Source organism: Nocardioides proteolyticus (genome assembly GCF_051280635.3).
GTDB lineage: Bacteria > Actinomycetota > Actinomycetes > Propionibacteriales > Nocardioidaceae > Nocardioides.
The window spans coordinates 1-14,311 of sequence record NZ_JBNBPO030000011.1 but is presented as its reverse complement, the minus strand read 5'-3'; the positions used below and the strand labels follow the sequence as shown (position 1 = coordinate 14,311).

Here is a 14,311-nt window from a genome sequence, read left to right as displayed (position 1 = left end):
TACCGTGTCCCGGTGACAGAGACGGTCTTCACGTATGCGGCGCCGGCCCTGAAGTTCGGCCGCGGCGCCTCCCGCGAGATCGGGTACGACGTCAGCGCGTGGGGCGCCCGTCGGGTCCTCCTCGTCACCGACCCGGGCGTCGCGGCTGCGGGGCATCCGGCCGCGGTGGCGGAGGCGCTGCGCGGCCACGACCTCGAGGTGACGACGTACGACGGCGCGCGGGTCGAGCCGACGGACGTCTCCCTCGAGGAGGCGGTCGCCTTCGCCCGGGCGGAGGGCCCGTTCGACGCGGTCGTCGCCGTCGGCGGCGGGTCGGCGATCGACACCGCCAAGGCCGTCGCGCTGCTGGTGACCAACCCCGGCGAGCTGATGGACTACGTCAACGCACCGGTGGGCCGGGCGCGCGCGCCGCAGCAGCCGGTGCTCCCGCTGGTCGCCGTGCCGACGACCACGGGCACCGGCAGCGAGTCGACGACGATCTGCGTGATGGACGTGCTGTCGCTGAGGGTGAAGACCGGCATCAGCCACCCGGCGCTGCGGCCGAGGCTGGCCGTGGTCGACCCGTCGCTCTCGGCCACCCAGCCGCCGGGCGTCGTGGCCGCGGCGGGGATGGACATCCTCTGCCACGCGCTGGAGAGCTACACGGCGCGGTGGTACGCCGACTTCGAGGCCAAGCAGCCCGAGCAGCGGGTGCCCTACTGCGGCTCCAACCCGATCGCCGACCTGTGGTCCGAGCGCGCGATGGGCCTGCTCGCGACGGCGTTCCGCCGCGCGGTGCGCCAGGAGCCGGACGCGGCCGAGGACATGGCGCTCGCCGCGACCTTCGCCGGTCTCGGCTTCGGCAACGCCGGGGTGCACATCCCGCACGCGAACGCCTACCCGATCGCCGGCCGGGTCAGGGAGTTCCGGCCGGCCGACTATCCGGACGACGAGCCGATCGTCCCCCACGGCATGGCCGTCTCGCTCACCGCGCCGGAGGCGTTCCGGTTCACCTTCGACGCCGCGCCCGACCGCCACCTGCGCGCCGCGCGGCTGCTCGCACCGGACGCCGAGGGCGACGGCCCCGACGTGCTCCCCGGGGTCCTGCGCAGCCTGATGCGCGACATCGGCATCCCCAACGGGCTCGGGGCGGTCGGCTACGGGGAGGGCGACGTCGACGACCTGGTCGACGGGGCCCTGAAGCAGCAGCGCCTCCTCGCCACGGCGCCCAAGGAGGTGACCGGCGAGGACCTCGCCGTGATCATCGGCGGATCGATGGAGCACTGGTGACCGCTGACCTCGTCGCCGCCCTCCGGCGGCAGGGCGTGGAGGCGGACGACTCGACGCTGACCCGCGCCCTCTACTCCTCCGACGCCTCCCTCTACCGGGTGCTGCCCACGGTCGTGGCGCGCCCGCACCACCGCGACGAGCTCGAGGCGGTGCTCGGCGTCGCCGCCGAGGCCGGCACCACCGTCACCATGCGCGGCGCCGGCACCTCGATCGCCGGCAACGCCGTCGGCACCGGCATCGTCGTGGACACCCGCCGGCTCGACCGGGTCCTCGAGATCGACCCGGAGGCGCGCACCGCGCGGGTCGAGCCGGGCGTGGTGCACGCGCGGCTGCAGACGGCCGCGGCGCCGTACGGGCTGAGGTACGGGCCGGACCCGTCGACCCACACCCGCTGCACCATCGGCGGGATGGTCGGCAACAACGCGTGCGGCTCGCGAGCGCTGGGCTACGGCCGCACGTCCGACACGGTCCGCGCCGCCGACGTGCTCTGGGGCGACCGGGCCGCCGCGCCGGGCGAGGTGGAGCGGCGCCTGGCCGACGTGGTGGCAGCCGAGCTCGAGCACGTGCGCACGTCGTTCGGCCGGTTCACCCGCCAGGTGTCCGGCTACTCCCTGGAGCAGCTGCTGCCGGAGTCGCTGCGCGACGGGGCCGGTGTCGCCCGCTTCCTGGCCGGCTCCGAGGGCACGCTGGGGATCCTGCGCGAGGTGACCGTCGCGCTCGTCGAGGAGCAGCCCCGGCAGCTGCTCGTGCTCGGCTATCCGTCGATGCCCGAGGCGGCCGACGCCGTACCCGCCCTGCTGGCCGCGGCGCAGGGCGCGATGGTCGCCTGCGAGGGGCTCGACGCGCGGCTGGTGGAGCTGGTGCGGCAGAAGGGTCCGGTGCCGCAGCTGCCGAAGGGTGCCGGCTGGCTGCTGGCCGAGGCCACCGGTGCCGAGGCGCCGGCCGTGCTGGAGCGGCTGGCGGCGGTCTCCGGGGCCCTCGAGTGGCGGATCGTGCCGACGGCTGCGGAGGCGGCCGCGATCTGGCGGATCCGCGAGGACGGCGCCGGGCTGGCCGCCCGCAGCCTGGCCACCCCCGCCTACTCCGGGTGGGAGGACGCCGCCGTGCCGCCGGACCGGCTGGGCGCCTGGCTCCGCGACTTCGACGAGCTGCTCCGGGAGCACGACCTCGACGGCGTGCCCTACGGCCACTTCGGCGACGGCTGCGTGCACGTGCGGATCGACTTCCCCTTCGCGGCGGGCGACCCGGCGTCGGCGCGGGTGTTCCGCGACTTCCTGACCGCCGGCGCCGAGCGGCTCCGCGGCTACGGCGGCTCGCTGTCGGGCGAGCACGGCGACGGCCGGGCGCGCTCCGAGCTCCTCCCGCTGATGTACGACGAGACCTCGCTGCGGCTGTTCCGCGCCGTCAAGCACGCGGCCGATCCTCGAGGCCTGCTCAACCCCGGCGTGCTGGTCGACCCCGAGCCGCTCGACGCCGACCTGCGGCCGGTGCGGCCGGTGACGTCGGTGCGCAGCGCGCTGCAGCTGACCCACGACGCCTCGTTCGGGACCGCGGTCCACCGCTGCACCGGCGTCGGCAAGTGCGTCGTACCGTCGCTGGGGGCGGGCGGCGGCGTGATGTGCCCGTCGTTCCTCGCGACGGGACAGGAGAAGGACTCCACCCGCGGCCGCTCGCGCGTCCTGCAGGAGGCGCTCGACGGGTCGCTCGTCCGGGGCCTGGCCGACCCGGCCGTGCACGAGGCGCTCGACCTCTGCCTGTCGTGCAAGGGCTGCGCGTCGGACTGCCCGACCGGCGTGGACATGGCGACGTACAAGTCCGAGACGCTGCACCAGACCTACTCCGGCAAGGGCGCGCCGCGCCGGCCGCGGACCCACTTCACCATGGGGCGGCTGCCGCGCTGGGCCCGCCTCGCCGCACCGACCGCGCGGGTCGCCAACGCCTCGCTGCGACTCCGCCCCCTCGCCGCGGTCGCCAAGAAGGTGGCGGGGGTCGACGCCCGGCGCTCGCTGCCCACCTTCGCCCCGGTCACCCTGCGCCGCTGGGCGGCCGCCACCGATCGAGTCGACGGACCGGCAGGTGAGGACCGGCCGGACGTGTGGCTGTGGGCGGACTCCTTCACCGACCACTTCCGAACCGGGCCGGGGCAGGCGGCGGTGCGGTTCCTGGAGGCGGCCGGGCTGCGGGTGGCGGTGATCGAGGAGCCGGCGTGCTGCGCGATCACCTGGATCACCACTGGGCAGCTCGACGAGGCGCGGCGGATCGTCGGCCGCACCCTGGCCACCCTGGCGCCGTACGTCGACAGCGGGGTGCCGGTGATCGGGCTCGAGCCGTCGTGCCTGGCCGCGCTGCGCTCGGACGCGGTCGAGCTGGCCGACGACCCGGCAGCGGCCGCCGCCGTGGTCGCCGGCGTCCGCACCTTCGCCGAGCTGGTCAACGAGCTCGACCTGCCCCTGCCGGACCTCACCGGCACCAAGGTCGTCGCGCAGCCGCACTGCCATCACCACGCCGTGCTCAAGTGGAACGCCGACGAGGGCCTGTTGCGCAAGACCGGCGCCGAGCTCGTCCGGGTGCCGGGGTGCTGCGGGCTGGCCGGCAACTTCGGCATGGAGCACTACGACGTCTCGGTGGCCGTCGCGGAGACCCATCTGCTGCCGGCCGTGCGCACCGCCCTCGCCGCCGAGCCCGCCACGGTCGTGCTTGCGGACGGCCTGTCCTGCTCGCTGCAGCTCGACGACCTCGCCGGCGTGCGGTCGCTGCACCTCGCCGAGCTGCTCGCCTCTACGCTTGAGGAGTGAACCCGCGCCACCGCCGCCTCATCATCCCCGCGGCGCTCGTGGCGCTGCTGGTGATCGTGGTCGTCGCCGCGCTGATGGGGTGAGGGGCAGATGAGCAGCACCACGGAGCCGCTGGCCGAGGGGCTCGCCCGGGTGCGCGCCGACCTCCTCGCCGACGACCGGCTGGTGCGGGCCGTCGCGTCGGGCCGGCAGCGCTCGGCGACGCCACCCTGGCGCCGGGTCGAGCTGCGGTGGGTGGACCTCAAGGCCGGGCGGCACCTCCAGGTCGTCCGGTACGACGCGACGCAGGCCCACACCGCCAACCACGCCCGCGGGGAGGCGGCCGCGGAGGCGGTCGCGGCGCTGCTCGATGAGCCGTTCGGCAACTGGACGGTGGACACCACCGAGCACCACCTCGCGCTGCGAGTGACGAAGAAGGGCGACGCCGCCGTCCACACCAAGGCCGCGACCGGCTCACCGGCCGAGGCCCGCGACGCGGGACCCGACCGCGCCCACGACCGCGCCAAGGAGCGGCTGCTGCCCGAGGACGACCCGCTCTTCGCCGCCCTCGGCCTCGCCGACGGGCAGGGCCGGATCAAGCCCAGCCGGATGGCGAAGTACCGCCAGGTCGAGGACTTCCTGCGGATCCTCGACCGGACCGTCGCGGAGGCGGTCGCGAAGGGCCACGTGCGCCGCCCGTCGGCCGAGGACCCGCTCCGCATCGTCGACCTCGGCTGCGGCAACGGCTACCTCACCTTCGCCGCGCACCGCTTCCTCAGCGGCCGGCGGGGCATCCCGGTGCGGCTCACCGGCGTGGACGTGAAGGAGCAGTCCGCCCGGCACAACGCGGCGGTCGCGGAGCGGCTGGGGATCGACGCGGACTTCGTGGTCGGCACGATCGGCGAGGCGACCCTCGCGGAGCGGCCCGACGTGGTGCTCGCCCTCCACGCCTGCGACACCGCCACCGACGACGCGCTCGCCCGCGCGGTGGAGTGGCGCGCCTCGCTGGTGCTGGCCGCGCCCTGCTGCCACCACGACATCGCGGCGCAGCTGCGCGGGGCGCCCGCCCCGGCGCCGTACGCCTCGCTGACCCGGCACGGCATCCTGCGGGAGCGGTTCGCCGACACCCTGACCGACGCGCTGCGCGCCTCCCTGCTGCGGACCCGCGGCTACCGGGTGGAGGTGATCGAGTTCGTCGCCAGCCAGCACACGCCGCGCAACACCCTGCTCCGGGCGGTGCGGGCCGGCGGCCCGCCGCCCGCCGAGGTCGCGGGCGAGTACGACGCCCTGGTGACCACGTGGGGCATCCGTCCCCGCCTCGGTGAGCTGCTGAGGGTCGCGGCGGGCGAGGCGGGCGAGGCGGGCGCAGCGGGCGAGGCGGGGGAGTGACCCGGGTGGAGCGGCTGCTGCTCGCCCTGGCCGCGCTGCCCTTCGCCGTCGGGTTCCTGGTCGGCGCCGACGCGGCCGAGCCGGCCGAGGGGGAGCTGCTGTTCACCTTCACCGACGAGCGGATCGTGGAGTCCAGCGGGCTGGTCGCCCGCGACGGTCTCGTGGTCACGGTCAACGACTCCGGCGACGGCAACCGGGTCTTCGTCGTCGACCCGGCGACCGGCGACACCGTGGGCGTGACGACCTGGCCGGGTGAGGCGGTGGACGTCGAGGCGCTGGCCCCGGGGCGGGCCGGCGAGGACCGCACGATCTGGGTCGGCGACATCGGCGACAACCGGGCCGCGCGCGACTCGGTCGAGGTCGCCCGCGTGACGGTCGGGCGGGGTGACCGCGCGGTCGAGGCGGCGACGTACGACCTGGTCTACGCCGACGGGGCGCACGACGCGGAGACGCTGCTCGTCCACCCGGTGACCGGTCGGCTCTACGTGGTCGCCAAGGAGTTCATCGGCCGGCTCTACGCCGCGCCGGCGCGGCTGTCGGCCACCGAGCCCAACGTGCTGGAGCCGGTCGACGAGGTGCTCGGCATCGCGACCGACGGGGCGTTCCTCCCCGACGGGCGGCACCTGGTGCTCCGCAACTACGAGCAGGCGGCGTTCTACACCTGGCCCGCGCTCGAGCGGATCGCGCTGGTCGACCTGCCGCCCCAGCCGCAGGGGGAGGGCATCGCGGTCTCCGAGCGCGGCGAGGTGCTGGTCAGCACCGAGGGCGCGGGCTCGGAGGTGCGCACGGTCCCGCTGCCGGCCGACCTGCGCCGGACGCTCGCCGGTGGCGGTGGCGGTGGCGGTGGCGGTGGCGGTGGCGGTGCCGATGGCGGGGAGCAGAGCGCACCGGCGGAGCCGGGGGAGTCGCCGTCGGGCCGGACCGCCCCCGACCGATCGGTGCCGGTCGAGGTGGAGACCGAGCGCGGCTGGTGGCCGTGGGCCCTCGGCGGCGTCGCCGGGGCGGTCATCGTGGTGGTGCTGCTCCGGTCGCTGCGCCCGCGCTGACCCCGCTGACCCCGCCGCGCCGGCCGGTCCGGCGTTCCTCCGGCCCTGTCACACGCCCGGGCCGGGCGGTGTCTTCATGGCGAGCCCACCGACCTCAGGAGGAGACATGACCGGCGAGACCCGCATCCCCCCGGCCGAGATGACCGGCCTCAAGGCGGCCCTGATGAAGCGGATGGCGAGGAGGATGCTCGGCCAGGTGCCGACGTCGCTCGGCATCTACTGGCACAACCCCAAGGTGCTGATGAGCGCCTCCGGCATCGGGCGCAAGGTGCAGGCGTGGGACGCCTGCGACGAGACGCTCAAGACGTTCGCCCACATGGCCGTGGCGTCGCTGATCGGCTGCACCTGGTGCCTGGACTTCAACTACTTCGAGGCGCGCAACAAGGACCTCGACCTCGACAAGGCGCGCGAGGTTCCGCGGTGGCGGGAGTCCGACGTCTTCACGCCGCTCGAGCGCGACGTGCTGGCCTACGCCGAGGCGATGAGCCAGACGCCGCCGACGGTGACCGACGAGCTGTCCGCGCGGCTCCTCGACCAGCTCGGGGCGGCCGCCCTGGTCGAGCTGACCTCGGTCGTCGCCTTCGCGAACTTCTCCAGCCGCACCAACGTCGCGCTGGGCATCGAGTCCGACGGGTTCGCCGCCGCCTGCGGCCTCAAGCCGCTGGCCGACCCGAGCGGACGTCCGGCGGTAGCGTCCGCCTCGTGACTGACCCGTTCGTCGACCACCGCAGCCTGCTCTTCACGGTGGCCTACGAGATGCTCGGCTCGGCGGCCGACGCCGAGGACGTGGTGCAGGAGGCCTGGCTGCGGTGGGCCGACGTCGACCGGTCCGCAGTGGGAGACCCGCGCGCCTACGCCGTACGCATCGTCACCCGGCAGGCCCTGAACCGGATGCGGACGCTGGCCCGCCGGCGCGAGGAGTACGTCGGCGAGTGGCTCCCCGAGCCGCTCCAGACCGCGCCCGACGTCGCCGAGGACGCCGAGCTGGCGGAGAGCGTCTCGATGGCGATGCTCACCGTGCTGGAGACGCTCGGCCACACCGAGCGCGCCGTGTTCGTGCTGCGGGAGGTCTTCGACGTGCCGTACGACGAGATCGCCGCCGCCGTCGGCAAGAGCCCCGCCGCGGTGCGGCAGATCGCCCACCGGGCCCGCGAGCACACGGCCGCCCGCCGCCCCCGGACCCGGGTCAGCCGCTCCGAGCAGCAGCAGGTGGTCGACCGGTTCCTCGCCGCGGTGCGGGGCGGCGACCTGCAGGGCCTGCTCGACGTGCTGGCGCCCGACGTGGTCATCGTCGCGGACAGCGGCGGCCTGGCGCCCGCGATCCGCAAGCCGCTCGCCGGGAGGGAGCCGGTCGGCCGACTGCTGAGCAACGTGCCGGCGCTCGCGCCGGGCCTCGACCTCTCGCCGGTCTGGCTCAACGGCGCGCCCGGCGTGCGGATCGACGACGGCGAGGAGCTGGTCGCCGCGGTCAGCGTGGTCGTCGAGGACGGGCGCGTCAGCCGCATCTACGTGATGCGCAACCCGCACAAGCTCGCCCGACTGCCGCAGGTCGCGCCGCTGAGCCGGTAGGCCTGGTGTCGGCCGGTGTCGGCGCCGGCTGCCACGATCGGTGCTCGTGACCGAGCACCAGTTCACCGCCGCGCTGTGGCGCTGGCGTCCGGACGGCGCCGACCCGGGCTCCTGGTTCTTCGTCCACCTGCCGCACGAGGTGGCCGACGCGATCGACGACCCGGCACCCCGCAAGGGGTTCGGCAGCGTGCGGGTCGAGGTGACGCTGGGCTCCACCACCTGGCGCACCAGCGTCTTCCCCAGCAAGGAGCACGGCACCTTCCTGCTCCCGGTCAAGCAATCGGTGCGGGAGCGGGAGCGGCTCGACGAGGGGTCGCGCTGCGCGCTCCGGATCCGCGCGGTCTGACCGCGGCGGTCAGCCCGCCCCGGCATGGCGGGCCGCGGTGTGCGGAACGACCGGTTCGGAGGCCCACTCCGCGTGCCGGCCGCCCTGCCGGCGACCAGGTAGGTCTTGTCCCGCCCGGTGACCAGCCCGACTGGTCGGCGGTGCGTCACCGGCGCCGTCCGTGCACTCCGTAGTCGTGGCTGCGGAGCCGGCGTCTGGGCCCGGGGCGGGCGAGGGAAGTGCCCACCGATCGGCGGTTCATACCGGTGAGTCATGCCACGCCGGCCCGCCGATAACCGTGGCGAACCCTCTCCGTTTCCGAGGGTGAGCTCTCGGCGAGATCCGGGTGCCGGCCGCGCGGTGTGCGGGCCGGACCGGCCGCCGGGCTGGTACTCGGGAACCAGGCGCTCGGTCCGTTGTCCGGTTCTCGCGGCCATGCCGCGCCGATACCTGGAGGTATCCGACGTTGTCCAGCTCCTCCCGCCCCTCGCGGCGGCCCGCACTCGCCCTGGCGCTTCCCACCGCCCTGCTCTCGCTGGCCCTCGCCGGGCCGGCGCACGCCGCGGAGCCGGGAGGTGATCCGAACGGTGGCGACCGCGGCCGTGGTGCGTCGGAGGCGGGCAAGGGCCAGGGCGAGGGCCAGGGCAAGAGCAAGGGTCAGGGCAACGCCAATGGGAAGGCCAACGGGAAGGCCAACGGGAACGCGAAGGGGAAGGCCAAGGGGAAGTCCAACGGGAAGGGGCAGGCCGACCACGGCAACCGCGGCCAGGCGGCTCCGGGCGCGAAGGCCCAGGGTCCCAAGGAGCGTCCCGACGCCCCCGACGCCCCCGGCGCCCCCGGCGCCCCCGGCGCCCCCGCGCAGGAGGCTCCCGGCGCCGGCACGCCTCCGGGCCAGGCCGGGCGCGAGCAGCGGAAGGTCGTGGTCTGCAAGTACGTCCGCAAGCCCGGTGCCACCGAGATCCCCCACCACGTGATCGTCGTGGACTACCACGCGCTGGAGGGCGACGGCTTCACCGGCTCCTTCCCCTACCCGTTCTCCGACGGGCAGGTCGGCTCGGTCGCCGTCCGCTACGCCGAGGACGGCGAGCAGGCGCGGGAGATCTCGCTGGCCGGCTGCCCCACGTCGAGCGAGGTGCCGGGCGAGGAGCTCCCGGGCGAGGAGGTCCCGGGCGAGGAGGTTCCGGGCGAGGAGGTTCCCGAGGACGAGGTTCCCGGCGAGCAGCCGGCCGCCGGCACCCCCGACGAGGGCGCCCCCGGCCTGCCCGACGAGAACGGCGAGGTCCTCGGCCTGGTCGTGGCCGCGCCCGCCGACCTCGCCGCGACGCGCGAGGCCGCGGCCGACGCCACCGACGAGCGTGGCGGATTCCTCCCTGCCACCGGGTCGCCCGAGCACCTGGCCCTGCTGGCCGCCGTCGGCGGCCTCTGCGCGGCCGCGGGGGCGGGCCTGCTCGTCGCCCGCCGGCGCAGGAGCGCCTGACCGGAGCCGCACGCGAGGACTGACCCGCCCCGCTCGGGTTACCTCCACGGCATGCCCCGACTCCGTCGTACCTCGCCCGACCAGCCGGGCTGGACGCGGCGTCGGGCCGGCCGGGGGTTCGTCTTCCTCGACGAGCACGGCGACCGGCTGCCGCCGGACGCCGTGGCGCGGTGCCGGGCCCTGGTGATCCCGCCGGCCTGGCGGGAGGTGTGGATCTGTCCCCACCCCAACGGCCACCTCCAGGCGGTCGGCACCGACGACGCGGGGCGGCGTCAGTACCTCTACCACCCGTACTGGGTCGAGCAGCGCGCGGCCGAGAAGCACGACCGGGTGCTGCGGTTCGGCAAGCGGCTGCCGAAGGTGCGCGACCGGGTCCGCGAGGACCTGGCGGCCGAGGACCTCGGCCTCGGTCGCGCCTGCGCCCTCGCCGTGCGGCTGCTGGACCTGGGCTGCTTCCGGATCGGCAACGACGTCTACGCCGAGGAGTACGGCTCGTTCGGGCTGACCACGCTCGAGCGGCACCACGTCCGGCGCGAGCAGGGCCGCCTCGTCTTCGAGTTCACCGGCAAGTCCGGGGTCGAGCACCACGTCGAGATCGAGGACGCCGACGTGACCGAGGTCGTCGAGCGGATGCGGCGCCGGAGGAGCAACACCGACCCCTGCCTGCTGGCGTTCCGCAACGGACACCGGTGGCGGCCGCTGACCCCGGCGGACGTCAACGACTATCTGCGGGACGTCAGCGGCATGGACGCGACCGCGAAGGACTTCCGCACCTGGCACGCGACGGTCATGGCCGCTGCCCTGCTCGCCGAGGCCCCCGGCCCCGACGCCAGCAAGACCGCGAGGAAGCGGGCCGTCACCGCGGCCATGCGCGAGGTCGCGGAGTTCCTCGGCAACACGCCCACCCTCGCCCGGTCGTCGTACGTCGACCCGCGGGTGGTCGACGCCTACGACGAGGGCCGCACCATCAGGTCCGCCGTACGGCGGGACTACCCGGACCCGGACGCCCGGCAGCTGGCCCTCGAACGGGCGACCCTGCGGCTGATCCGCAGCGGCTGATCCGCAGCGGCTGATCCGGATCGGGTGAGCCGGAACGGGTGAGCCGGCCGGGTGGGCCGGGAAGGACCGGTGGGCCGGGTCGGCCTGGCCGGCTCCGCGTGGCAGGCTCGAGGCATGCAGCTCGAGGTGGTCGAGGGCGACATCACCCGCCAGCCGGTCGACGCGGTCGTCAACGCGGCCAACCGCGGCATGCGGGGCGGCGGCGGGGTCGACGGCGCGATCCACGCCGCGGGCGGGCCGGAGGTCCTCGCCGACTGCGTACGCCGGTTCCCCGACGGCCTGGCCACCGGCGACGCCGGGTGGACCACGGCCGGAGCGCTGCCCGCGCGCTGGGTGATCCACGTCGTCGGCCCCAACCACCGGGCCGGCGAGACCGACCGGTCCCTGCTCACCTCCTGCTACCGGCGGGCGCTGGAGGTGGCCGACGAGCTCGGCGCCCGGTCGGTGGCCTTCCCGTTGGTCAGCGCAGGGATCTACGGATGGCCGGTGCCGGATGCGATCGACGCCGCCATCGGGACCCTGCGGGCGACGCCGACCGCGGTGGAGGTGGCGCGGATCGTGGCGTTCGGCCGGCCGACGTACGAGCTCGTCCGGTCGCGGCTGGATGCTGGGACCGGGTCCTGAGTCGCTTCACGGTCGTCACCTCGGGGGCGGGCGGTCGTTGGTCCAGCAACCGAATCTCGCCAGGCCCGGAAGGAGACGACCATGTCGCTCGAGCTCACCACCGCGCTGCTCCTGGTCGGCCTGGCCATCGTCTGCTGGGCATGCGTGCTGCCGAGCCGTCCCGAGCCGCTGCCGGTCGAGGCCGGCCCCGACGTCGACGCGTGGCGGTCGGCGGCGCTGCGGCACTTCCAGGAGCACCGCGAGCTGCAGAGCACCGTCGTGGAGGCCCTGTCGACGCCGGGCGCCGTCTCCGGCGAGGCCCGGCGCGAGCTCCTCGTGGCGCTCGGCGCGCCGCGGGTCGACGTCGTCGCCTGACGTGCCTGACGGCGCCGAGGCGGCCTGACGCCGCCTGACGCCGACTGAGGCCGCCCCTCAGGCTCCCGTCACAGCGCCCCGACGACGAAGTCGATGCAGGCGGTCAGCGCCTCGACGTCCGCCGGGTCGACCGCGGGATACATCGCGATGCGCAGCTGGTTGCGGCCCAGCTTGCGGTAGGGCTCGGTGTCGACGATCCCGTTGGCGCGCAGCACCTTCGCCACCTCGGCGGCGTCGATCGCGTCGTCGAAGTCGATGGTGCCGATGACCAGCGAGCGGTCCTCCGGACGGGCGACGTACGGCGTCGTGTACGACGTCCGCTCCGCCCAGCCGTAGAGCGCGTCGGAGGAGGCGGTGGTCCGCTCGACCATCCCCTTGAGCCCGCCCTGGCTGTTCATCCAGTCCAGCTGCTCGGCCATGAGGAAGAGCGTCGCGACCGACGGGGTGTTGTAGGTCTGGTTCTTCGCCGAGTTGTCGATCGCGGTCGGCAGGTCGAAGAACGCGGGGATGTGGCGGTCGGTGGCCGCGACGCGGGCGGCGCGCTCCAGCGCGGCCGGCGACATGATCGCGATCCACAGGCCGCCGTCGGAGGCGAAGCACTTCTGCGGCGCGAAGTAGTAGGTGTCGACCTGGGTCAGGTCGACCGGGAGACCGCCGGCGCCCGACGTGGCGTCGATCAGCACCAGCGCGCCGTCGTCGGCGCCGTCGGGACGCACCACCGGAGCCATCACGGCCGTCGAGGTCTCGTTGTGCGCCCACGCGTAGACGTCGACACCGTCCTCGGCGACGGCCTCGGGCCGGGCGCCGGGCTCGGACCTGATCACGGTCGGGGCGTCCAGCCACGGCGCCTGCTCGGCGGCCTTCGCGAACTTCGCGGAGAACTCCCCGAAGCTCAGGTGCTGCGACTTCCGCTCGATCAGGCCGAACGCCGCGATGTCCCAGAACGCGGTCGCGCCACCGTTGCCGAGCACCACCTCGTAGCCCTCGGGCAGCTCGAACAGCGCGGCCAGGCCCTCGCGCACCCGGCCGACGGTGTCCTTCACCGGGGCCTGGCGGTGGGAGGTGCCCATCAGCGTGGCGCCGGTCGCGGCCAGCGCGTCGAGGTGGCTGGTCTGGATCTTCGAGGGGCCGGCGCCGAACCGGCCGTCGGCGGGCTTGAGGTCAGCGGGGATCTGCAGGTCGGTCATGAGCTGCCTTCAGGTTGAGATGTGCGCGTCCGGTGACCACGGTGTCAGCCGGCCCATTGTTGCAGGCGGGCCGCGCCGGGCAGCAACCGCGCCGAGGGGCGGGCGCCGCCGCTCACTAGGCTGGTCCGGTGCCCGAGCCCGCGCTGGTCCTGGAGCCGGTGGGCTACGACCACCCCGACGCCGCCGCGCTCGTCGCGCGCGTCCAGGGCGAGTACGTCGAGCGCTACGGGTCGCCGGACGAGAGTCCGATCGAGGCGTCGTACTTCGAGCCGCCGGGCGGGCTGTTCCTCGTCGGGTACGCCGGCGGGCGGCCGGTCGCGACCGGCGCCTGGCGGCGGTCGCCGGTCCGGGTGCTCGGCGGCACCAGCGCGGTGGAGGTGAAGCGGATGTACGTCGTGCCCGAGGAGCGCGGTCGCGGGTTCGCCCGGGTGGTGCTGGCCGAGCTCGAGCGCAGCGCCGCGGCGGCGGGCCACGACCTCGTCGTGCTCGAGACGGGGTTGCTGCAGCCGGAGGCGATCGCGCTGTACGCCAGCAGCGGCTACGTGCAGGTCCCCGGGTTCGGGCACTACGCCGGCGCGGAGCTGTCGCGCTGCTTCGGCAAGCGGATCGTGCCGGCGGCGCGGGGTTGACCGCTGCGCGGTCCTCAGGTCCCGGCGGGCGGTGCCGATGGTGATCTCCTGCCCGTGCTCGACCTGGAGGATCCGTGCGCCCACTCCGCGCCGTCATGTCCCTGTCCGTGCCCGCCGCTCTCGCGGTGGCGGTCGCCGTCCTCGCGAGCCTGTTGGTCGTCGCCACCCCGGCCCGCGCGGCCACGCCCGTCGAGGACTACGCGCCGTACCAGCCGCAGCGCCGCTGCTCGCCGTCGGCGAAGCCGGGCACCGTGGAGCTGGCCCGCTGGATCGTGCGCAAGTACGGCGGCCGGATGGGCGGGATCTCCCGCGCCTGCCGCACCGGTGGCCGCTCGGAGCACAAGGAGGGCCGGGCGTTCGACTGGACCGTCGACACCCGGCGGCGCGCCGACCGGGTCCGGGTCAAGCGCCTCCTCCAGCGGCTCTTCGCCACCGACGCGGCCGGGAACCCCGACGCGTTGGCCCGCCGGATGGGCGTGATGTACGTGATCTGGGACGACCGGATGTGGTCGGCCTGGAACGGCTTCCGCTCCGAGCCCTACCTCAACTCCGGTTGCCGCAAGCTCGCCCGCTGCTCCCGCACCCTCCGCCACCTCGACCACGTCCACA

At 75.0% G+C, this 14,311-nt stretch carries 14 protein-coding genes; 13 read left to right on the top strand and 1 reads right to left on the bottom strand.

The features are described from left to right. Window positions 1-12 precede the first annotated feature (12 nt). The 11 genes from ACPOLA_RS08410 to ACPOLA_RS08360 all read left to right on the top strand — a co-directional run bounded on the left by ACPOLA_RS08410 (window position 13) and on the right by ACPOLA_RS08360 (window position 11,886). Window positions 13-1,269, top strand: coding sequence for a hydroxyacid-oxoacid transhydrogenase (locus tag ACPOLA_RS08410; RefSeq protein ID WP_435769966.1), 1,257 nt, complete (start codon window positions 13-15; stop codon window positions 1,267-1,269). Beyond that, window positions 1,266-4,064 (top strand): FAD-binding and (Fe-S)-binding domain-containing protein, encoded by a 2,799-nt coding sequence (locus tag ACPOLA_RS08405; protein WP_435769965.1) that lies wholly within the window; start codon window positions 1,266-1,268, stop codon window positions 4,062-4,064. Before ACPOLA_RS08410 ends, ACPOLA_RS08405 begins: the two co-directional genes overlap by 4 nt. A gap of 90 nt (window positions 4,065-4,154) precedes the next feature. Next, window positions 4,155-5,432, top strand: coding sequence for a class I SAM-dependent methyltransferase (locus ACPOLA_RS08400; RefSeq protein WP_435769964.1), 1,278 nt, complete (start codon window positions 4,155-4,157; stop codon window positions 5,430-5,432). Continuing rightward, window positions 5,429-6,478 (top strand): hypothetical protein, encoded by a 1,050-nt coding sequence (locus ACPOLA_RS08395; protein WP_435769963.1) that lies wholly within the window; start codon window positions 5,429-5,431, stop codon window positions 6,476-6,478. Before ACPOLA_RS08400 ends, ACPOLA_RS08395 begins: the two co-directional genes overlap by 4 nt. A gap of 106 nt (window positions 6,479-6,584) precedes the next feature. Continuing rightward, window positions 6,585-7,184, top strand: a complete 600-nt coding sequence (locus ACPOLA_RS08390; RefSeq protein ID WP_435769962.1) for a carboxymuconolactone decarboxylase family protein — start codon at window positions 6,585-6,587, stop codon at window positions 7,182-7,184. Then, window positions 7,181-8,047 (top strand): RNA polymerase sigma-70 factor, encoded by an 867-nt coding sequence (locus ACPOLA_RS08385; RefSeq protein ID WP_435769961.1) that lies wholly within the window; start codon window positions 7,181-7,183, stop codon window positions 8,045-8,047. Before ACPOLA_RS08390 ends, ACPOLA_RS08385 begins: the two co-directional genes overlap by 4 nt. A gap of 46 nt (window positions 8,048-8,093) precedes the next feature. After that, complete coding sequence (locus ACPOLA_RS08380) at window positions 8,094-8,393, top strand: DUF1905 domain-containing protein (protein ID WP_435769960.1); 300 nt, start codon at window positions 8,094-8,096, stop codon at window positions 8,391-8,393. Window positions 8,394-8,838: 445 nt separating this feature from the next. Beyond that, on the top strand, window positions 8,839-9,849 hold the full coding sequence (locus ACPOLA_RS08375; protein ID WP_435769959.1) for an LPXTG cell wall anchor domain-containing protein: 1,011 nt from the start codon (window positions 8,839-8,841) through the stop codon (window positions 9,847-9,849). Window positions 9,850-9,900: 51 nt separating this feature from the next. After that, a complete protein-coding gene (locus ACPOLA_RS08370) occupies window positions 9,901-10,908 on the top strand; it encodes a DNA topoisomerase IB (protein ID WP_435769958.1) in 1,008 nt (335 codons plus the stop codon). 114 nt (window positions 10,909-11,022) lie between these two features. Then, on the top strand, window positions 11,023-11,532 hold the full coding sequence (locus tag ACPOLA_RS08365; protein ID WP_435769957.1) for an O-acetyl-ADP-ribose deacetylase: 510 nt from the start codon (window positions 11,023-11,025) through the stop codon (window positions 11,530-11,532). An 81-nt stretch (window positions 11,533-11,613) separates the two neighbouring features. Then, on the top strand, window positions 11,614-11,886 hold the full coding sequence (locus ACPOLA_RS08360) for a hypothetical protein (protein WP_435769956.1): 273 nt from the start codon (window positions 11,614-11,616) through the stop codon (window positions 11,884-11,886). Between the two features lie 68 nt (window positions 11,887-11,954). Here ACPOLA_RS08360 and serC read toward each other — a convergent pair whose 3' ends face one another. Beyond that, complete coding sequence (gene serC, locus ACPOLA_RS08355; RefSeq protein ID WP_435769955.1) at window positions 11,955-13,073, bottom strand: phosphoserine transaminase; 1,119 nt, start codon at window positions 13,071-13,073, stop codon at window positions 11,955-11,957. Window positions 13,074-13,201: 128 nt separating this feature from the next. Here serC and ACPOLA_RS08350 point away from each other — a divergent pair, with 128 nt between their 5' ends. Together ACPOLA_RS08350 and ACPOLA_RS08345 are read left to right on the top strand one after the other, a co-directional pair. After that, window positions 13,202-13,702 carry a GNAT family N-acetyltransferase gene (locus ACPOLA_RS08350; RefSeq protein WP_435769954.1) on the top strand — a complete coding sequence of 167 codons (501 nt, stop codon included), beginning with the start codon at window positions 13,202-13,204 and terminating at the stop codon, window positions 13,700-13,702. 74 nt (window positions 13,703-13,776) lie between these two features. Beyond that, window positions 13,777-14,311, top strand: a 535-nt coding sequence (locus tag ACPOLA_RS08345; RefSeq protein WP_491483278.1) for a VldE C-terminal domain-containing protein, incomplete at its 3' end; no start/stop codon positions are given.

Coding starts and splice junctions, on each gene's coding strand:
- ACPOLA_RS08400 (WP_435769964.1), top strand. CDS start 4,155: ATGAGCAGCACCACGGAGCCGCTGGCCGAGGGGCTCGCCCGGGTGCGC.
- ACPOLA_RS08390 (WP_435769962.1), top strand. CDS start 6,585: ATGACCGGCGAGACCCGCATCCCCCCGGCCGAGATGACCGGCCTCAAG.
- ACPOLA_RS08370 (WP_435769958.1), top strand. CDS start 9,901: ATGCCCCGACTCCGTCGTACCTCGCCCGACCAGCCGGGCTGGACGCGG.
- ACPOLA_RS08365 (WP_435769957.1), top strand. CDS start 11,023: ATGCAGCTCGAGGTGGTCGAGGGCGACATCACCCGCCAGCCGGTCGAC.
- ACPOLA_RS08360 (WP_435769956.1), top strand. CDS start 11,614: ATGTCGCTCGAGCTCACCACCGCGCTGCTCCTGGTCGGCCTGGCCATC.
- serC (WP_435769955.1), bottom strand. CDS start 13,073: ATGACCGACCTGCAGATCCCCGCTGACCTCAAGCCCGCCGACGGCCGG.